Genomic DNA, 17,328 nt, shown 5'->3' on the forward strand with positions numbered 1-17,328 from the left:
TCCCCCTCAGGCGTTCTCTTCGGCGCTGCCCTGGGGCAGTTCGTCGGCATAGATGTCGGTCCACAGCTCGGCCAGGTCGGGCTCGGGGCTGTCCTTGGCGAATTCCGCGGAATCGTTGACGATGTCCTTGATTTCCTTGTCCAGCGCCTTGAGGTCCTCCTCGGTCGCGTGCTTGCCGGTCAGCAGCATCTCACGGATGTTCTCGATCGGGTCACGCTCGTCACGCATCTTCTGGACCTCCTCGCGGGTCCGGTACTTGGCCGGGTCCGACATCGAATGCCCGCGATAGCGATAGGTCATGACCTCCAGGATGTAGGGGCCCTTGCCGGCGCGGCAATGCGCCACGGCCTTTTCGCCCGCCGCCTTGACCGCCAGCACGTCCATGCCGTCGACCTGTTCGCCGGGGATGCCGAAGGCCTCTCCACGGCCGAAGAAGGTGGTCGATTTCGTCGACCGCTTGACCGACATGCCCATGGCATACTGGTTGTTCTCGATCACGAAGACGACCGGCAGGTCCCACAGCTCGGCCATGTTGTAGGTCTCGTAGACCTGGCCCTGGTTCGCCGCGCCATCGCCGAAATAGGTGAAGGTGACGTTGTCGTTGCCCAGATACTTGTCCGCGAAGGCCAGACCCGCGCCAAGCGGCACCTGCGCCGCGACGATGCCGTGCCCGCCATAGAAATGCTTTTCGCGGCTGAACATGTGCATGCTGCCGCCCTTGCCCTTGGAGTAGCCGTCCTGACGCCCGGTCAGCTCGGCCATGACACCGCGCGCCTCCATCCCGCAAGCCAGCATGTGACCGTGGTCACGATAGCTGGTGATGCGCTTGTCGCCGTCCTTGGCGCAGGCCTCCAGACCCACCACGACGGCCTCCTGGCCGATATAAAGGTGGCAGAACCCGCCGATCAGGCCCATGCCGTACAGCTGGCCGGCCTTCTCCTCGAATCGGCGGATCAGCAGCATGTCGCGATAGTATTTCAGCAACTCTTCCTTCGACGTGTTCGAAGGAGCCTCCTGCTGGGGGCTTGGTTTTCTGGCCATGCGGCGTGTCCTCCTGGAAGCGTGGCGGATAGTTCAGCGTTAAACTATCCGTAGCGCATCACCGACAGCCGTGCAATCCCGGCCCTATCGCAGCAGGATCTCGTCCGCGCGCAGCAGGCCCAGCACCTCGCGGGCGCGTTCGTCCAAGAGGTCCAGGTCCAGATAATCGTCCGACAGGCGGCGGGTCAGGTTCTGCATGCGGGTCACGTCGGCCTGCAGCAGGTCGCGGGCCTCGCGCAGATCCTCGGTCTCGGCCTGGATCTGGATCCGGCGCAGGATGCCCGACGGGCCCTGCACCGCAGCATAGGCGAAATACAGGCCGACCAGGACGGTCAGGACCAGGAACACGGTGGCGCCGATGGACAGACGTTGAGGCATGGCAGGGAATCCTTGTGGCCGGGCCGATCATGGCACAGCGCAATCGGCGGGGGAATCCCCGTCAGGCGCGCTCGCGGAACATCGCCTCGATCTGGCGGGCGTGCTCGGCCAGGCCCCAGGGGGCGTTGAGCACGAACATGCCCGATCCGATCATCGAATGGCCTGGACGGGCAGGGGGAAACGACACCTCGGACAGCAGGGCATCAGGGAAATCGCTGACCAGCTGCGCGGTCATGCCCATGTGGCGGTGATCGGTCAGGATCGGATACCACAGCGCGATGACGCCCACGTTCCACTTGCGCGCGATCAAGCCGATCTGGCGCGGGATCGCGGCATAGTCTGCCTTGACCTCATAGCTGGGGTCGATCAGCAGCAGGCCGCGGCGCGGATCGGGCGGACAGACCGCCTGCGCCATCGCGAAGCCGTCCTGCTGGTGCAGGGTGGCAAAGCCCGCCACACGGCGCAGGGCCTGAAATTCGGCGGGGTGCAGTTCGGCCAGATGGGCCTTGTCCTCGTGGCGCAGGAAATGCCCCGCGATCAGCGGTGAACCGGGATAGGCCTGCGCGCCCCGCAGGTCGCGCACGGCCCGCAGCGCCTGCATCAGCGGGTGATCCTGCGGCAGCCAGTGTTCGATCGTGGCGCGCGCGATGCCCTGCGCGGCCTCTTGCGTCTTCTGCGCCTCGGCGCCGGTCAGATCATAAAGCCCACGACCCGCATGGGTTTCCAGATAGGAAAGCGGTTTGTCCTTGCGGGTCAGGTAGTCCAGCGCGACCGCCAGCAACGCGTGCTTGTGCAGGTCGGCCAGGTTCCCGGCATGATAGGCGTGTTGATAGCTGAGCATCCGCCAGCCTTAGCGTGGGCGCACGGCGGGGAAAAGACGTCAATCGGCGCGGCGCAGTTCTGACCGGCCCTTCAGCACCTGGTCGCCGTCATCCTGTTCGATCAGGTAGGCGGGATCGTCCTTGGATGCGTTTCGGCTGATCTTGCTGCCCTTGATTGTCCGTTCGACGTCATCGGTGAAGATGTCCGTGATCTTTCCGGTCGCCTTGTGGCCCGACCAGTCCCATTCCACCTTGGTGCCCTTGCGCAGAATCATGCGGCCTCCGACTGCGTGTCGGGGGCAATGCGTCATGGGGGCGATGGGTTCCGGAGGAAGGGCGCGGCGACCTCCAGGGAGGAGGAGGGAGGTCGCCGCTGAACGCTGGCCCAGGGAGGAGGAGGGACCGCGTATGGGTCGCGGTTCCGGCCAGGGAGGAGGAGAGGCCATCACCGCTTACGACCGGGCAGGGAGGAGGAGAGCCCGTCGTATCCGTGTGCCGCAATCGAGGCGGCTATGAAGGCGCGGCGACCTCCAGGGAGGAGGAGGGAGGTCGCCGCTGAACGCTGGCCCAGGGAGGAGGAGGGGCCGCGTATGGGGTGCGGTAGGGCCAGGGAGGAGGAGAGGCCGTACCGCGAACGCCGGGTCCGGGAGGGAGGAGGAGAGGACCGGGCGTATCAGCGTGCCGCGAATGGGGCGGCTATGGAACTTTTTGCGGCGACCCCTGGGAGGGAGGAGTGGGGCCGCCGCCTGGCACGTGAACCCGAGGAGGAGGATCGGGTTCCAGTGCGTCTTTTGGGCGGCACCCTCCAGGGAGGAGGAGAGGAGGATGCCGCCGGTCCCGGACCCAGGGAGGAGGGGAGGGCCGGGAATGCGAATTCTTGGTGTCCCAGGATTACTGGGCCGAACCCCATGCCGCTTCGTGCGCCAGGCGGGTGATCATCGAGCGGCTGATGCCCAGATCGTCCAGATCGCGGGTGGTCAGGGCATTCAGTTCGCGCACGGTCTGGCGGTATACGGCGCGGCGGGCGCGGTTTTCCTGCATCCGCTGGATCGCGCTCAGCAGGCGGCCACGCAGGCCGGCGTCGGCGGTGGCGTTGTGTGCTTGGGCGATAACAGCCATGGTCGTATCCTTTCGGTTCATCTCGTCTGCGCCGTTCCCGGATTGGCCCGGCGTTTCGTTGAGTTGAAGATGGCCCCATCGACGGCGTTTCACAACGGATGGTTTCGTAATGCTGCCATGCAGCAATTGCATAGCCAAGGCTGACCTATTGCCTTCTTTAACGATGAATTAACGACATAAAATTGACACGATACATCTGTTAGCGATCACGCCGCGGACGCAAAAATCACCTGTTTGAAAGCGGTTAGCGCCGTGCGGTACGGATTGTCGCAGGGGGTGTTGAGGGTCCCGTCTCTATGCTTCATGCTGCCGGGCGAACAAAGACACAGGTCCCTCACATGCCCGTCACACGCGAAACGATCCTTACGGCAATCTCGGATATTGCCCTTCCGCAGGGAGGGACGCTGGGTCAGGCCGACCTGATCCGCGCGCTGACCATCGACCAAGAGACGGTGCGATTCGTGCTGGAGGTCGAGAATGCGGCCACCGCGCAGGCCATGGCCCCGGTCGAGGCCGAGGCCTGTGCCAGGCTGGAACGTATCCCCGGTGTGGCCAAGGTCCAGATCGTCATGACCGCCCCCGCCAAGCCCGCGCCGCCCAAGGCCGTATCGGGGCAGGGCGCCGCCCCGTCCCTGAAGATCGGCGGGCATCCCACGCCCCAGGCCGGTCCGCAGGCGATTCCCGGCGTGCGCCACATCATCGCCGTCGGATCCGGCAAGGGCGGTGTCGGGAAATCCACCGTCACCTCGAACCTTGCCGTCGCCTTGGCGCGCGCGGGGCGCAAGGTCGGCCTGCTGGATGCCGACATCTATGGCCCCTCGCAGCCGCGGATGATGGGCGTCTCGGGCCGGCCTGCCAGCCCGGATGGACAGCGGATCGATCCGATGCATGCGCATGGCGTCACCGTCATGTCGATCGGCCTGATGCTGAAGGAGGGCGAGGCACTGGTCTGGCGCGGCCCGATGCTGATGGGCGCGCTGCAGCAGCTGCTGCAGCAGGTGAACTGGGGCGAACTGGACGTCCTGCTGATCGACCTGCCGCCCGGCACCGGCGACGTGCAGCTGTCGCTGTGCCAGAAGGCCCCCGTCACGGGTGCGATCATCGTGTCCACGCCGCAGGACGTGGCGCTGCTGGACGCGCGCCGTGCGATCGACATGTTCGGCAAGCTGAAGACACCGGTCCTGGGCCTGGTCGAGAACATGTCGACCTATATCTGTCCCAAATGCGGGCACGAGGCGCATCTGTTCGGCCATGGCGGCGTGGCGGCCGAGGCCGAGGCGCTGAACCTGCCGTTCCTGGGCGCCCTGCCGCTGGAGCTGGAGGTCCGGCTGGCTGGCGATTCGGGACGACCGGTGGCCCTGGGCGACGGTGCCGTGTCCGACGCCTACGCCCGCCTGGCCGACCGTCTGGTGCAGGGCGGCATCGCCTGATCTGCGCGAAATCCGGGCTTGCTTTGGGAATGCACGGGACGGTCGGGAAATTGCGGGAAGTGAGGCCAAGAAGACCTCTCGATTTCGTGATCGTCCGTGATCTGTTCCAAAAGTTTTGCAGGGCTGCCTGGATTTTCGACTTGCAGGGCTTTGAACTGTGGTGAAATGGACCCAGTGACCGGCAAAATGCGTTTGTTACTCGCCTTCTAGATGTAGTGTGGCTTTCGCGTCACGCCACCAAACTTTGCCGCATCACTGCCGCTTCTGCGGCATTTCTTGATTCGGGCTCAGGCAAATGCTGCGGCGGAATGCGGCTGGTGGCCTAAGAATACCGTTGCTTCCCATGAAATCCCATGTCACAACCGGATCACGAAAACGGGCAGTTCAAGGGGCGCCAAGACCCCGGACAGGCGAAGCAGACTTCATACAGGCAACCGTTTTCCAACATAGCCGGCCCGCGTCCGCGAGCAGCACCTCCCCCAGGTGGCGTGCGACGGGTCGGCAACCAACCCCGCAAAGGGGCCCGGGTAAATCGGGAACGAGGGCGGCGGATCGGGCAGTGGCAGCGGCCCGATCCGCCCTTTCTCTTTCGGACGTCCCGAAAGAGCAGGACAGTGAGGGCGGGCCCAGGTGGCGCGGAAGTTCAGAGGCACCGAAACCGTCAAGGTCGATGGCAAGGGTCGGATGTCGATCCCGGCCCGGCTGCGCCGCGTGTTCGATGCCGGCGACCCGTCATTCTCGGGGACGAACACCGGGCGCACGCAGCTGGTGGCGGTCTATGGCCCCGACTGGTGGAACTGGCTGGAGCTGTACACCATCGAGGCCATCGAGCAGATCGACGAGCAGATCGACCGCCTGACCCGCGGCAGCCAGGAGCGACGCTGGCTGGAGCTGCTGATGAACGGACAGTCCACCGACCTTGAGATCGACCGCGAGGGCCGCCTGGTCCTGCCCGCAAAGCTGCGCGACAGGCTGGGCTTTGCCGACGGGACCGAGACGATCTTTGAATCGCGCGGCGACTACATCCAGGTCTATCACCCCGAATCGCGTCCCAAAGACGTGCAGGCGCTGGAGGATTTCGCGGCCAGCAAGGGCCCCGAATTCGACCCCCGCGCCTTCCTGCAGCAATCCTCCGAGGGCTAGGGCATGGCGGATCCGCATATTCCGGTCCTGCTGGCGCCGCTGCTGCGCGCGACCGCACCCATCAGGGGCGTCTGGCTGGACGGCACGTTCGGCGCGGGCGGCTATGCCCGCGGCCTGCTGGATGCAGGGGCCGACCTGGTCATCGGCGTCGACCGCGMCCCGTCGGTGTTTCGCATGGCCGAGGCATGGCGCGGCCAGTACGGCGACCGCCTGCGCCTGGTCGAGGGCACGTTCTCGGACATGGACGTCCTGGCCGGTCAGCCGCTGGACGGGGTGGTGCTGGACCTTGGCGTCAGCTCGATGCAGCTGGACCAGGCGGATCGCGGGTTCTCGTTCATGCGGGACGGGCCGCTGGACATGCGGATGGGCGGCGATGTGCCGTCCGCCGCGGACCTTCTGAACAGCGCCGAGGAATCGGACATCGCCGACGTGCTGTATCATTACGGAGAGGAGCGCGCCGCGCGCCGCATCGCGCGTGCCATCGTGGCCGCGCGCCCGCTGACCCGGACCACGCAGCTGACCCAGGTGGTCACCGGCTGCCTGCCGCGCGCCAAGCCTGGGCAGAGCCATCCCGCGACGCGCAGCTTTCAGGCGATCCGCATCTGGGTGAACGACGAGTTCGGTCAGCTGGTCGCGGGCCTGTCGGCCGCCGAACGCGCGTTGAAGCCGGGCGGCCAGCTGGCCGTCGTCAGCTTTCATTCGCTGGAGGACCGGATCGTCAAGCGCTTCATGCAGGCGCGGTCCGATGCGGGCGGCGGCGGCAACCGGTATGCGCCGGTCACGCAGGTCGTGGAGCCCGCCTTCCGCCTGCCCTTCCGCCGTGCGATCGGTCCCGACCCCGAGGAGCTGGACGTGAACCCGCGTGCGCGTTCAGCCTTGCTGCGCGTGGCCGTGCGGACCGACGCTGCGGCGGGCGCGGTCGATGCCCGGTCGCTGGCCATGCCGCATCTTCCGGGAGCTGCGTGATGCGGTCGTTGACCTGTCTGGCCTGCGTGCTGATGCTGATGGGACTGGCCTTCTGGGCCTATCGCGAGAACTATGCCACCCAGGCCGCCATCGGAGAGATGTCCCAGGTTCAGCGCCAGATCGCGGGCCTGCGCGAGGAGCTGGGCGTGCTGCGTGCCGAATGGGCCTTCCTGAACCGCCCCGACCGCCTGCGCCAGCTGGTCGACCTGAACTTCGACCGGCTGGAACTGGGTCCGGTCGAATCGGGGCAGTTCCTGGACCTGGACCACATCGACTATCCCAAGCCGCCCCCGCCGTCGGCCGACATGGTCACCGACCTTCTGCCCGAAACCGATCCTGCCGAGGAGCCTCAGCCATGATCCGCACCCCCCTGCGCCCCCTGGCCCGCATCCTGAGAGCGCGCGAGCGCGGCGAGAACCCCGACGACATCGAGGCCGAGAACCGCCGCCGCCGTCACGAACAGATCCAGGACCGCGCCCGCAGGCGCGCCGAAGGTCGGCTGATCGTCATGGCGGGCTGTTTCATGCTGGCCTTCGGCACGGTCGCGGTGCGCATGGGGACGCTCGCCTCCAGCGCGGCGGCAGAACCGCGCGCGCAGGTGCTGTCGTCGCAGATCATCTCTCAGCGGGCGGACATCACCGACCGGCGGGGCAGGGTGCTGGCCACGAACCTGCTGACCCATTCGGTCTATGCCCATCCCCACCAGATGGTCGATCCCATCGGCACCGCGCAGGGCCTGGCCGAGATCTTTCCCGACCTGGACGTACAGCGCCTGACTCGCGACTTCACCGGCAACCGCAAGTTCATGTGGATCAAGCGCAAGATCAGCCCCGAGCAGATGCAGGCCGTCCACGACCTGGGCGAGCCCGGCCTGCTGTTCGGCCCGCGAGAGATGCGCATCTATCCCAATGCCGACCTGGCCAGCCATATCCTGGGCGGGTCCGGCTTCGGCAGCGAAGGCGTGAACAGCGCCGAGGTCATCGGCGTCGCAGGCGTCGAGAAGGCGTTCGACGCCTGGCTGCGCGATCCCGGCAACGAGGGGGCGCCGCTGGCCCTGTCCATCGACCTGACGCTGCAGCAGGCGATGGAGGACGTGCTGGCCTCGGGCATGAACGTCATGAACGCCAAGGGCGCGACCGGCATCCTGATGGAGGTCGAGACCGGAGAGATCCTGGCCATGGCCAGCCTGCCCGATTTCGACCCCAATGACCGCCCCCGCCCGCTGCTGACCGGAGAGCCGTCGGACAGTCCGCTGTTCAACCGCGCCGTCCAGGGCCAGTACGAGCTGGGTTCGACCTTCAAGATATTCCCGGTCGCGCAGGCGCTGGACCTGGGGCTGGTCAACCCCGCGTCGGGCATCAATGCTGCAGCACCCATGCGGATCGGCCGGTTCCTGATCAACGATTTCCACAATTATGGCAAGGAACTGAGCGTGACGGACGTCATCGTGAAGTCCTCGAACGTGGGAACGGTGCGCATCGCGCAGCTGATCGGGCCCGAGCGGCAGAAGGATTTCCTGGAGAAGCTTGGCCTGTTCGTGCCGACCTCCATCGAGATGGTCGAAGCCCCCACCGGTCAGCCGCTGGTGCCCACGCGCTGGCCCGCCGTCACTGCGGCGACGGTCAGTTTCGGCCATGGGCTGGCGGCCAGCCCGCTGCACCTGGCGGCCGCCTATGCGACGATCGCGAATGGCGGCAAGCGCGTGACCCCCACGCTGGTGCATGGACGACAACGCCCCGAGGGTGAACAGGTGCTGTCGCCCCGTGCCGCCGCGATGGCTGTCGACATGTTGCGCCAGGTCGTCACCCGCGGCACCGCCCGCCAGGCCGAGGTTCCGGGATACGAGGTCGCGGGCAAGACCGGTTCGGCGGACAAGCCCAGGGCCGCAGGCGGGTACTACGAGAATAAGATCATCGCGACCTTTGCGTCGGTCTTTCCGGCCAGCGATCCGAAATACGTCCTCATCACCATGCTGGACGAGCCGTCAACCACCATCAACGGGACTGCGGTGCGTACCGCAGGTCATACCGTCGCGCCCGTCGCCGCGGAAATGGTCCGCCGCATCGGCCCGCTGCTGGGGCTGGAGCCGATCACCGACGAAATCCTGCCGACGATCACCGCGCGCTTCGAACCGCGTGTTGAACCCGACGAGGAGGCTGCGGTAAGGCTCGTCGCAAATCAATGACGGGTGGGACTGTGGACAAGGACGACGTGACGCTGTCGCAGCTGGGGCTGCGCGCCCCCGGTGGGCGTGACCCGCGGATCACGGGGCTGTCCATCGACAGCCGCACGATCAAGCCCGGGCACCTGTTCGCGGCCCTGCCGGGATCGGCCGTCCATGGCGGCGAATTCATCCAGTACGCGCTGCGCATGCAGGCCGCCGCCGTCCTGACCGACCGCCAGGGCGCCGAGATCGCCGCCGACGTCCTGTCGGGCTGGGATGGGGCGCTGATCGTGGCCGAGGATCCGCGCGCAGCCCTGGCCGGCGCCGCGTCGCTGTGGTTCGCCGATCAGCCCGACCATGTCGTGGCCGTCACCGGCACCAGCGGCAAGACCAGCGTGGCCAGCTTCACCCGTCAGATCTGGCAGGCGCTGGGCCACAAGGCGATCAGCCTGGGCACGATGGGGGTCGAGGGTGATCACCAGGCAAAGCTTGCCCATACCACCCCCGATCCGCTGACCCTGCACCGGATCCTGGCCGAGGCGGTCGCCGCGGGCGTCACCCATGCCGCGATGGAGGCCTCCAGCCACGGATTGGATCAGCGCCGCCTGGACGGGGTGCGGGTCGAGGCCGGGGCCTTCACCAATTTCAGCCAGGATCACCTGGATTACCACGCGGGCTTTGACGAGTATTTCGCGGCCAAGGCGCTGCTGTTTAATCGCGTGCTGGAGGACGGCGCCGCTGCCGTCATCAACATCGACAGCCAGCGCGGCCGCCAGATGACCGACATCGCGACCGATCGCGGCCTGGCCCTGACCACCGTCGGCACCGGAGAGGCCGCGATGCTGCGCATCCTGGGCCAGCGCTATGACGCGACGGGGCAGGATCTGCGGTTCTGGGTGATGGGGCGGGCGCATCTGGTGCGGCTGCCGCTGATCGGCGGGTTCCAGGCGGAAAACGTGCTGGCGGCGATGGGCCTGTGCCTGGCCTCGGGCGACAGCGCCGACGACATCCTGCGCGTGCTGCCGCAGCTGACCACCGTGCGGGGCCGGATGCAGCTGGTCGCGCAGCGCGAGAACGGTGCGGCGGTCTTTGTCGACTACGCCCACAAGCCGGGCGCGGTGGTCGCTGCGCTGCAATCGCTGCGCCCGCATGTGATGGGGCGCATCGTCTGCATCATCGGCGCGGGCGGTGACCGCGACCGGGGCAAGCGCCCGCTGATGGGCGAGGCCGCGCGCGATCATGCCGACGTGGTGATCGTCACCGACGACAACCCCCGGACCGAGGACCCGGCCCTGATCCGCGCCGCCGTCATGGCCAGCGCGGGCCCCGACGCGACCGAGATCGCCGACCGGGCCGAGGCGATCCTGCGCGGCGTCGATGCGCTGCAACCGGGCGACGCGCTGCTGATCTGCGGCAAGGGTCATGAGACCGGCCAGATCGTGGGGCAGGACGTCTATCCCTTCGACGATGCCGAACAGGCCTCGGTCGCGGTGGCGGCACTGGACGGTCGCATATGACACTCTGGACATCCGATGACGCCGCAGCCGCCACCGGCGGGCGGGTGACGGCCGCATGGGCCGCTTCGGGCGTGTCCATCGACACGCGCACCATCGCCCCCGGCGATCTGTTCGTCGCGCTGCAGGCCGACCGCGACGGGCATGATTTCGTGGCGCAGGCCCTGGCCAGGGGGGCGGCCGCCGCGCTGGTCAGCCGCATCCCCGACGGCGTGGCGTCTGACGCGCCGCTGCTGGTGGTGCCCGACGTGCTGCGCGGCTTGGAGGATCTGGGCCGGGCGGGCCGCGCCCGCATGACGGGCCGGGTCATCGCCATCACCGGGTCGGTCGGCAAGACCTCGACCAAGGAGATGGCGCGGACCGCGCTGGCGGGGCAGGGCGTGATCCACGCGGCCGAGGCCAGCTACAACAACCATTGGGGCGTGCCGCTGACCCTGGCGCGCATGCCCGCGAACACCGATTTCGCCATCATCGAGATCGGCATGAACCATCCTGGAGAGATCGCGCCCCTGTCGCGCATGGCGCGGCCGCATGTGGCGCTGATCACCACGGTGGCCGCCGCCCATCTGGAGGCCTTCGGCGCGATCGAAGGCATCGCCCGCGAAAAGGGTGCGATCTTCGAGGGGCTGCAACCCGTGGGTCACGCGATCCTGCCCGAGGATCTGCCCGTGACCCAGATCCTGCGCGATTGCGCGGACCGGGCCGGCGCGGTGGTCGTGGGTTTTGGCGAACATGGCGTGGCGCGTCCGCTGCGCATCGTGCCGCAGGACGGGGCGCTGTCCTGCCATGCCCGCATCATGGGCGACACGCTGGCCTTCACCCTGCCCACCACGGGGCGGCATTTCGCGATGAACGCCGTCGGCATGCTGGCCGCGCTGGGCGCGGCGGGGGCCGACCTTGCGCAGGCGGCGGCACATCTGTCGGACTGGCACCCCCCGCAGGGGCGCGGCGCGGTCGAGACGCTGGGCGGCATCCGCCTGATCGACGACGCCTTCAACGCCAATCCGGCATCGCTGTCCGCGGGGCTTGCCACGCTGGCGGGCCTGCAGGGCGGCCGCCGGGTGGCGATTCTGGGCGACATGCTGGAGCTGGGCACGGAAGAGGTCGCGATGCATCGCGCCGTGGCCGACGATCCCTCCATGGCCGCAATCGACCTGGTCCATTGTGCCGGCCCCCTGATGCGGCACCTGCACGAGGCCCTGCCTGCGGATAAGCGCGGGCAATGGACGCAAACGGCGGCCGAACTGGCCGCCCAACCCGACAAACTGATTTCCGCCGGCGACATCGTGCTGGTGAAAGGCTCGAAATCCTCACGGATCTCGATGGTGGTCCAGGCGCTGCGCGCCGGTGCCGCCCAAGACAAAGGATAATGCCATGCTCTACTGGCTCAGCAACCTGTCCGAGGGCGGGGATTTCTTCAACCTGTTCCGATACATCACCTTCCGGGCGGGGGCCGCGTTCTTCACCGCGCTGTTCTTCGGCTTCATCTTCGGACGGCCGCTGATCAACTATCTGCGCCGCGTCCAGAAGAAGGGCCAGCCGATCCGCGACGACGGCCCGCAGAGCCACCTGGCCAAGGCGGGCACGCCGACGATGGGCGGGTTGCTGATCCTGTCGGCGCTGCTGTTCTCGACCCTTCTGTGGGCGAGGCTGGACAACGGCTATGTCTGGATCGTGCTGCTGGTGACGGCGGGCTTTGCGATGATCGGATTTGCCGACGACTATGCCAAGGTGACCAAGCACAACACCAAGGGCGTCAGTTCGCGCATGCGGATGCTGCTGGGTCTGGGCATCGCGGCCTGCGCCGGGATCGCGGCGTCGCTGCTGCATCCCGCGGGGCTGACCAACCAGTTGGCATTGCCGATCTTCAAGGATGTCCTGGTCAACCTGGGCTGGTTCTTCGTGCCGTTCGCGATGATCGTGATCGTGGGCGCGGCCAATGCGGTCAATCTGACCGACGGTCTGGACGGGCTGGCGATCATGCCCGTGATGATCGCCGCGGGCACCCTGGGCATCATCGCCTATACCGTGGGGCGCGTCGACTTCACCGAATATCTGGGCGTCCACCACGTTCCCGGCAGCGGAGAGATCCTGATCTTTGTCGCCGCCCTGATCGGCGGGGGACTGGGCTTTCTGTGGTACAACGCCCCGCCGGCTGCGGTGTTCATGGGCGATACCGGATCGCTGGCCCTGGGCGGCGCGCTGGGCGCCATCGCCGTCGTCACCAAGCATGAGATCGTGCTGGCCATCGTCGGTGGCCTGTTCGTGGTCGAGGCCCTGTCGGTCATCATCCAGGTGCTGTATTTCAAGCGGACCGGCAAGCGGGTCTTCCTGATGGCCCCCATCCACCACCATTTCGAGAAGAAGGGGTGGGGAGAGGCGCAGATCGTCATCCGCTTCTGGATCATCGCGCTGATTCTGGCGCTGATCGGCTTGGCGACGCTGAAGCTGCGCTGATACCGTCCCGTTTTCGCAAGGAGCCACCCATGATACCCGTTCAGGGCGTCGAAGAACTGACCGTCGCGGTGCTGGGGCTTGGCCGGTCCGGCAAGGCGACCGCCGCGGCTCTGGCCGCGGGCGGGGCGCGGGTCGTGGCCTGGGATGACGGCGTCGATACGCGCGACGCGGCCCAGGCCGATGGCCTGAGCATCCTTGACCTGACGCGCGAGGCGAACTGGCAGGGCATCGCGATGCTGATCGTCAGCCCCGGCATCCCGCATCTGTATCCCCGTCCGCACCCGGCCATCGCGATGGCATGGCAGCTTGGCGTTCCGGTCGATAACGACATCGGCCTGTTCTTCCGCAGCTATGCGACCCACGACTGGGACCAGTTCGACCGCGCGCCTCGGGTGATCGCGGTCACCGGGTCGAACGGCAAGTCGACGACCACCGCGCTGATCCATCACGTGCTGGAGGAATGCGGCCGCCCCACGCAGATGGGCGGCAATATCGGCACGGGCGTGCTGTCGCTGGAGCCAGCGGTCGAGGCAGAGGTCGTGGTGCTGGAACTGTCCAGCTATCAGACCGAACTGGCGCGGGCGCTGACGCCCGACGTGGCGGTCATGACCAACCTGTCGCCCGACCACCTGGACCGCCATGCCGGCCTGGGCGGCTATTTCGCGGCAAAACGGCGGCTGTTCTCCGAGGGCGGTCCGGACCGGGCCGTGATCGGTATCGACGACCCCGAGGGGTCGTATCTGGCCAACCAGCTGTCGATGGGTCCCACCGACGACCGGGTGATCCGGGTGTCGTCGGGGCAGAAGCTGGACCGGGCGGCGTGGTCGGTCTTTGCGCGCAAGGGTTTCCTGTCCGAATATCGCAAGGGGCGGCAGGCGGCATCGATCGACTTGCGCGCGATGCAGGGCCTGCCCGGTGCGCACAACCATCAGAACGCCTGCGCGGCTTATGCCGCCTGCCGCGCCGTGGGCCTGGCCCCGCGCGAGATCGAGGCCGCGTTCCACAGCTTTGCGGGCCTGCCGCATCGCAGCCAGACGGTCGCCCAGATCGACGGCGTCCGGTATGTCAATGACAGCAAGGCCACCAACGTGGATGCCGCCGCCAAGGCACTGCAGGCCTTTCCGCGAATCCGCTGGATCGCCGGGGGCCTGGGCAAGGAGGGCGGCATCGCGGCCCTGCAGCCGCATCTGGGTGCGGTCGCCAAGGCCTATCTGATCGGCCATTCCGCCCGCGACTTTGCGCTGGAGATCGGCCAGACCCCGTACGAGATCGCCGACACGATGGAGCAGGCCGTCGCCCGTGCCGCGGCCGAGGCCGAGCCGGGCGACACCGTCCTGCTTGCCCCCGCCGCCGCCAGCTTTGACCAGTATCCGAACTTCGAAAAGCGGGGAGAGCATTTCGTGGCGCTGGTCCAGGCACTGGCCGCAGGGGCCTGAAGGTCAGGTCCAGTTCGGCGGGCGCTTTTCCAGAAAGGCGCCGATCCCCTCGACTGTTTCGGGCAGGGCCATGTTCGTGCACATGACCTGCGCCGTGGCCGCATAGGCGGCGGCGGTTCCCTGTCCCAGCTGGTCGTGGAAGGCCCGTTTGCCCATGCGGATCACCTGGGGCGGCTTGGCCGCGATGCTGTCGGCCAGCCGCATCGTCTCTGCCTCCAGATCCGCGGCGGGGACGACGCGGTTGACCAGGCCCAGCTCCGCCGCGCGGGGGGCGGTGATGAAGTCGCCGGTGGTCAGCATCTCGAACGCGGCCTTGGGCGGGATGGCGCGGGTCAGGGCCACCATCGGCGTGGCGCAGAACAGACCGATGGAGACCCCGTTGACCCCAAAGCGCGCCCCGTCTGCCGCCACCGCCATGTCGCAGGACGCGACCAGCTGGCAGCCCGCCGCGGTGGCAACGCCCTGAACCTGAGCGATGACCGGCTGGGGCAGGGCGGGGATCATCTGCATCAGATGGGCGCAGCGGTCGAACAGATGCGCCAGTTGGTCCGGAGCCATCCCCTGCATCTGCCGCAGGTCGTGGCCGGCACAGAAGGCTTTGCCCTCGGCCGCAAGGATCACGACCCGCGTATCGTCGTCGATCCTGGCAAGGGCCGCGATCAGCGCCTCGATCATCTCCAGCGACAGGGCGTTGTAGGTCGCGGGCCGCGACAGCGTCAGGCGGGTCACGGGCCCAAGGTCGTGTCGCGTCAGCAGGTCGTCCATCTTGCATCCTCCCAAATTTGGCGAAAGCCTAGGCCGGGACGCATCGGGGGGAAAGCATGACGATCGTGATGGACAAGGATGCGCTGAACGCGTTTCTGGCGCGGGACTTTCCGCAGGTGGCCGGCAGCTATCGGGTGGAGGCGGTGACGGCGACGGGGCTGACCGCGCGCCTGATCACGGGGGACGATCATCTGCGGCCGGGCGGGACGGTCAGCGGTCCGTCGATGTTCGCGCTGGCGGACCTGGCGATCTATTGCGCGATCCTGGCGCGGATCGGCCCGGTCGGTCTGGCGGTCACGACGAACGCGTCGATCGACTTCATGCGCAAGCCCGCGGCAGGGGTCGATCTGCTGGCGGAATGCCGGATGCTGAAGCTGGGCCGCGTGCTGGCGGTGGCCGAGGCACTGATCTTTTCCGAAGGGGTGGCGGATCCGGTCGCACGCTGTTCGATGACCTATTCGATTCCGCCGAAATCCAGCGATTTCCGCGCCGTGTGATGGGGTATTCAGATACCTAAGTTTCAAGTCATTGATTTGGCGTCCTTAATCGGGCTTCGCTGCACTTGACGGATGGCGGGCAATCTTCGATATACCGCCATCTCTTACGATTACGACCCTGAAGGGACGACAGATGAAAACCTATACCGCGAAACCGGCGGAGATCGAGAAGAAGTGGATCCTGATCGACGCCGAGGGCGTCGTTCTGGGCCGCCTCGCCACGATCGTCGCCAGCCGCCTGCGCGGCAAGCACAAGCCCACCTTCACGCCGCACATGGACATGGGCGACAATGTCATCATCATCAACGCCGACAAGGTGCAGATGACCGGCAACAAGCGTGAAGACAAGAAGTACTACTGGCACACCGGCCACCCGGGCGGCATCAAGCACCGCACCGCGCGCCAGATCCTGGAAAGCGCGCACCCCGAGCGCGTGGTCGTCAAGGCCGTCGAGCGCATGATCAGCCGCAACAAGCTGGGCAAGCAGCAGATGACGAACCTGCGCGTCTATGCCAGCGCCGAACACCCGCACGAGGCCCAGCAGCCCGAAGTTCTGGATGTCAAAGTCCTGAACAAGAAAAACACCCGGAGCGCATGATCATGGCCGACGACATCAAAACTCTGGACGACCTGAAGTCCGCCGTGTCGGGCACCCCCGCCGCAGCCGTCGACGCCGCGATCAACCGCGAGCCGCAGATCGACAGCCAGGGCCGCAGCTATGCCACCGGCAAGCGCAAGGACGCCGTCGCACGCGTCTGGGTCAAGCCGGGCTCGGGCAAGGTCCTGGTGAACGGCAAAGAGATCAACGCGTATTTCGCGCGTCCCGTTCTGCAGATGATCCTGAAGCAGCCGTTCGAGGTTGCGGGCGTGGTCGGCCAGTACGACGTGCATGCCACCGTCAAGGGCGGCGGCCTGTCGGGCCAGGCAGGCGCCGTCAAGCACGGCATCAGCCAGGCACTGCAGCTGCACCAGCCGCACCTGCGCGCCGCGCTGAAGGCCGCAGGCTTCCTGACCCGCGACAGCCGCGTCGTCGAGCGTAAGAAGTACGGCAAGGCCAAGGCTCGCCGCAGCTTCCAGTTCTCGAAGCGCTGATCTTCGTATCAGGACCAACTTTTCAAGGGGCGCAGCGAAAGCTGCGCCCCTTTCGCGTTCCGAAACTGCCACCCCGGCAGGCATCCTTGCCGAAATTCAGGGCCGAATGGATCCAGGCCCCTGTGATTCACCCTGATTCCGTCATCGCCCCGACATGATTCCATGCTTTTGTGGCACCGTAGATCGATGGCAGTTCTTGGGGATGCCTTAGCCTCCCTTAATTTGCAACGCTAAATCAATGCGTTGCAGTTTTATTGCCGTGATCCGCCATTTTCTTGTTGCGTGCATTTGTTCTCGGGCCTAAACACCGCTTCACCGAAGGCGGGAACGCTGGAGGGGCCGGGAAGGCGGTGCTGGGAAGCGCGGTTGGATCGGGAGACATTCTGGGGATTGGGTGACGGTTGTGGCGTCGAGTTGACGTCGTGATCGTGATTTTGGTTCTCTTGCTTTTTGACATTGATGGATATCTGAAGAGATATGCGGGCGGTTCGGTCGTCATACGATC

19 protein-coding genes are annotated in these 17,328 nt (G+C 66.8%); 12 read left to right on the forward strand and 7 right to left on the reverse strand.

Annotated elements, in window-relative coordinates:
* Positions 1 to 6 precede the first annotated feature (6 nt).
* The 5 genes from pdhA to GBO37_RS09760 form a co-directional block, all read right to left on the reverse strand.
* Positions 7 to 1,041 carry a pyruvate dehydrogenase (acetyl-transferring) E1 component subunit alpha gene (pdhA, locus tag GBO37_RS09740; protein WP_045982878.1) on the reverse strand — a complete coding sequence of 345 codons (1,035 nt, stop codon included), beginning with the start codon at positions 1,039 to 1,041 and terminating at the stop codon, positions 7 to 9.
* Positions 1,042 to 1,125: 84 nt separating this feature from the next.
* Positions 1,126 to 1,419, reverse strand: coding sequence for a septum formation initiator family protein (locus GBO37_RS09745; protein WP_045982879.1), 294 nt, complete (start codon positions 1,417 to 1,419; stop codon positions 1,126 to 1,128).
* A gap of 61 nt (positions 1,420 to 1,480) precedes the next feature.
* Complete coding sequence (gene rlmJ / locus GBO37_RS09750) at positions 1,481 to 2,260, reverse strand: 23S rRNA (adenine(2030)-N(6))-methyltransferase RlmJ (protein WP_252928687.1); 780 nt, start codon at positions 2,258 to 2,260, stop codon at positions 1,481 to 1,483.
* Positions 2,261 to 2,299: 39 nt separating this feature from the next.
* Entirely contained in the window at positions 2,300 to 2,515 is a 216-nt protein-coding gene (locus tag GBO37_RS09755; protein ID WP_252928688.1) for a DUF2945 domain-containing protein, read from the reverse strand.
* A gap of 616 nt (positions 2,516 to 3,131) precedes the next feature.
* Entirely contained in the window at positions 3,132 to 3,359 is a 228-nt protein-coding gene (locus GBO37_RS09760) for a DUF1127 domain-containing protein (protein WP_045982882.1), read from the reverse strand.
* 338 nt (positions 3,360 to 3,697) lie between these two features.
* On the opposite strand from GBO37_RS09760, the gene GBO37_RS09765 reads away from it, so the two are divergent.
* The 9 genes from GBO37_RS09765 (at position 3,698) to murD (ending at position 14,469) form a co-directional block, all read left to right on the forward strand.
* A complete protein-coding gene (locus GBO37_RS09765; protein WP_252928689.1) occupies positions 3,698 to 4,789 on the forward strand; it encodes an Mrp/NBP35 family ATP-binding protein in 1,092 nt (363 codons plus the stop codon).
* Between the two features lie 630 nt (positions 4,790 to 5,419).
* Complete coding sequence (locus tag GBO37_RS09770) at positions 5,420 to 5,932, forward strand: division/cell wall cluster transcriptional repressor MraZ (protein WP_045982884.1); 513 nt, start codon at positions 5,420 to 5,422, stop codon at positions 5,930 to 5,932.
* 3 nt (positions 5,933 to 5,935) lie between these two features.
* The gene (gene rsmH / locus GBO37_RS09775; RefSeq protein WP_252928690.1) at positions 5,936 to 6,898 is read left to right on the forward strand and encodes a 16S rRNA (cytosine(1402)-N(4))-methyltransferase RsmH; all 963 of its coding nucleotides are present in this window, start codon (positions 5,936 to 5,938) and stop codon (positions 6,896 to 6,898) included.
* A complete protein-coding gene (locus tag GBO37_RS09780; protein ID WP_045982886.1) occupies positions 6,898 to 7,257 on the forward strand; it encodes a cell division protein FtsL in 360 nt (119 codons plus the stop codon). The genes rsmH and GBO37_RS09780 overlap by 1 nt, the downstream gene beginning before the upstream one ends.
* A complete protein-coding gene (locus GBO37_RS09785) occupies positions 7,254 to 9,083 on the forward strand; it encodes a penicillin-binding protein 2 (RefSeq protein ID WP_045982887.1) in 1,830 nt (609 codons plus the stop codon). Before GBO37_RS09780 ends, GBO37_RS09785 begins: the two co-directional genes overlap by 4 nt.
* The gene (locus tag GBO37_RS09790; RefSeq protein ID WP_252928691.1) at positions 9,080 to 10,579 is read left to right on the forward strand and encodes a UDP-N-acetylmuramoyl-L-alanyl-D-glutamate--2,6-diaminopimelate ligase; all 1,500 of its coding nucleotides are present in this window, start codon (positions 9,080 to 9,082) and stop codon (positions 10,577 to 10,579) included. The genes GBO37_RS09785 and GBO37_RS09790 overlap by 4 nt, the downstream gene beginning before the upstream one ends.
* Positions 10,576 to 11,946, forward strand: coding sequence for a UDP-N-acetylmuramoyl-tripeptide--D-alanyl-D-alanine ligase (murF, locus tag GBO37_RS09795; protein WP_252928693.1), 1,371 nt, complete (start codon positions 10,576 to 10,578; stop codon positions 11,944 to 11,946). Before GBO37_RS09790 ends, murF begins: the two co-directional genes overlap by 4 nt.
* A 4-nt stretch (positions 11,947 to 11,950) precedes the next feature.
* Complete coding sequence (gene mraY, locus GBO37_RS09800) at positions 11,951 to 13,033, forward strand: phospho-N-acetylmuramoyl-pentapeptide-transferase (protein ID WP_046001410.1); 1,083 nt, start codon at positions 11,951 to 11,953, stop codon at positions 13,031 to 13,033.
* 29 nt (positions 13,034 to 13,062) lie between these two features.
* Positions 13,063 to 14,469, forward strand: coding sequence for a UDP-N-acetylmuramoyl-L-alanine--D-glutamate ligase (gene murD / locus GBO37_RS09805; protein WP_252928695.1), 1,407 nt, complete (start codon positions 13,063 to 13,065; stop codon positions 14,467 to 14,469).
* A gap of 3 nt (positions 14,470 to 14,472) precedes the next feature.
* Here the strand turns inward: murD and GBO37_RS09810 are convergent, their stop codons facing one another.
* On the reverse strand, positions 14,473 to 15,234 hold the full coding sequence (locus GBO37_RS09810) for an enoyl-CoA hydratase (RefSeq protein ID WP_252928697.1): 762 nt from the start codon (positions 15,232 to 15,234) through the stop codon (positions 14,473 to 14,475).
* Positions 15,235 to 15,290: 56 nt separating this feature from the next.
* Between GBO37_RS09810 and GBO37_RS09815 the strand changes: the two genes are divergently transcribed.
* From GBO37_RS09815 to rpsI, 3 genes are all read left to right on the forward strand, one after another.
* Positions 15,291 to 15,731: a PaaI family thioesterase gene (locus tag GBO37_RS09815; protein ID WP_148911390.1), complete on the forward strand. Its 441-nt coding sequence runs from the start codon at positions 15,291 to 15,293 to the stop codon at positions 15,729 to 15,731.
* 133 nt (positions 15,732 to 15,864) lie between these two features.
* A complete protein-coding gene (rplM, locus tag GBO37_RS09820) occupies positions 15,865 to 16,329 on the forward strand; it encodes a 50S ribosomal protein L13 (RefSeq protein WP_042248180.1) in 465 nt (154 codons plus the stop codon).
* A 2-nt stretch (positions 16,330 to 16,331) separates the two neighbouring features.
* On the forward strand, positions 16,332 to 16,823 hold the full coding sequence (gene rpsI, locus GBO37_RS09825) for a 30S ribosomal protein S9 (protein WP_045982905.1): 492 nt from the start codon (positions 16,332 to 16,334) through the stop codon (positions 16,821 to 16,823).
* Positions 16,824 to 17,074: 251 nt separating this feature from the next.
* Here the strand turns inward: rpsI and GBO37_RS09830 are convergent.
* The coding region (locus GBO37_RS09830; protein ID WP_252928699.1) for a hypothetical protein at positions 17,075 to 17,328 on the reverse strand (254 nt) is incomplete at its 5' end.

This window comes from Paracoccus sp. 08 (genome assembly GCF_024105395.1).
Taxonomy (GTDB): Bacteria; Pseudomonadota; Alphaproteobacteria; order Rhodobacterales; family Rhodobacteraceae; genus Paracoccus; species Paracoccus marcusii.

Bases quoted from the DNA above. Each gene is read 5' to 3' on its own strand.
- pdhA (WP_045982878.1), bottom strand. From the start codon at position 1,041: ATGGCCAGAAAACCAAGCCCCCAGCAGGAGGCTCCTTCGAACACGTCG.
- GBO37_RS09745 (WP_045982879.1), bottom strand. From the start codon at position 1,419: ATGCCTCAACGTCTGTCCATCGGCGCCACCGTGTTCCTGGTCCTGACC.
- rlmJ (WP_252928687.1), bottom strand. From the start codon at position 2,260: ATGCTCAGCTATCAACACGCCTATCATGCCGGGAACCTGGCCGACCTG.
- GBO37_RS09755 (WP_252928688.1), bottom strand. From the start codon at position 2,515: ATGATTCTGCGCAAGGGCACCAAGGTGGAATGGGACTGGTCGGGCCAC.
- GBO37_RS09760 (WP_045982882.1), bottom strand. From the start codon at position 3,359: ATGGCTGTTATCGCCCAAGCACACAACGCCACCGCCGACGCCGGCCTG.
- GBO37_RS09765 (WP_252928689.1), top strand. From the start codon at position 3,698: ATGCCCGTCACACGCGAAACGATCCTTACGGCAATCTCGGATATTGCC.
- GBO37_RS09780 (WP_045982886.1), top strand. From the start codon at position 6,898: ATGCGGTCGTTGACCTGTCTGGCCTGCGTGCTGATGCTGATGGGACTG.
- GBO37_RS09785 (WP_045982887.1), top strand. From the start codon at position 7,254: ATGATCCGCACCCCCCTGCGCCCCCTGGCCCGCATCCTGAGAGCGCGC.
- GBO37_RS09790 (WP_252928691.1), top strand. From the start codon at position 9,080: ATGACGGGTGGGACTGTGGACAAGGACGACGTGACGCTGTCGCAGCTG.
- murF (WP_252928693.1), top strand. From the start codon at position 10,576: ATGACACTCTGGACATCCGATGACGCCGCAGCCGCCACCGGCGGGCGG.
- mraY (WP_046001410.1), top strand. From the start codon at position 11,951: ATGCTCTACTGGCTCAGCAACCTGTCCGAGGGCGGGGATTTCTTCAAC.
- murD (WP_252928695.1), top strand. From the start codon at position 13,063: ATGATACCCGTTCAGGGCGTCGAAGAACTGACCGTCGCGGTGCTGGGG.
- GBO37_RS09810 (WP_252928697.1), bottom strand. From the start codon at position 15,234: ATGGACGACCTGCTGACGCGACACGACCTTGGGCCCGTGACCCGCCTG.
- GBO37_RS09815 (WP_148911390.1), top strand. From the start codon at position 15,291: ATGACGATCGTGATGGACAAGGATGCGCTGAACGCGTTTCTGGCGCGG.
- rplM (WP_042248180.1), top strand. From the start codon at position 15,865: ATGAAAACCTATACCGCGAAACCGGCGGAGATCGAGAAGAAGTGGATC.
- rpsI (WP_045982905.1), top strand. From the start codon at position 16,332: ATGGCCGACGACATCAAAACTCTGGACGACCTGAAGTCCGCCGTGTCG.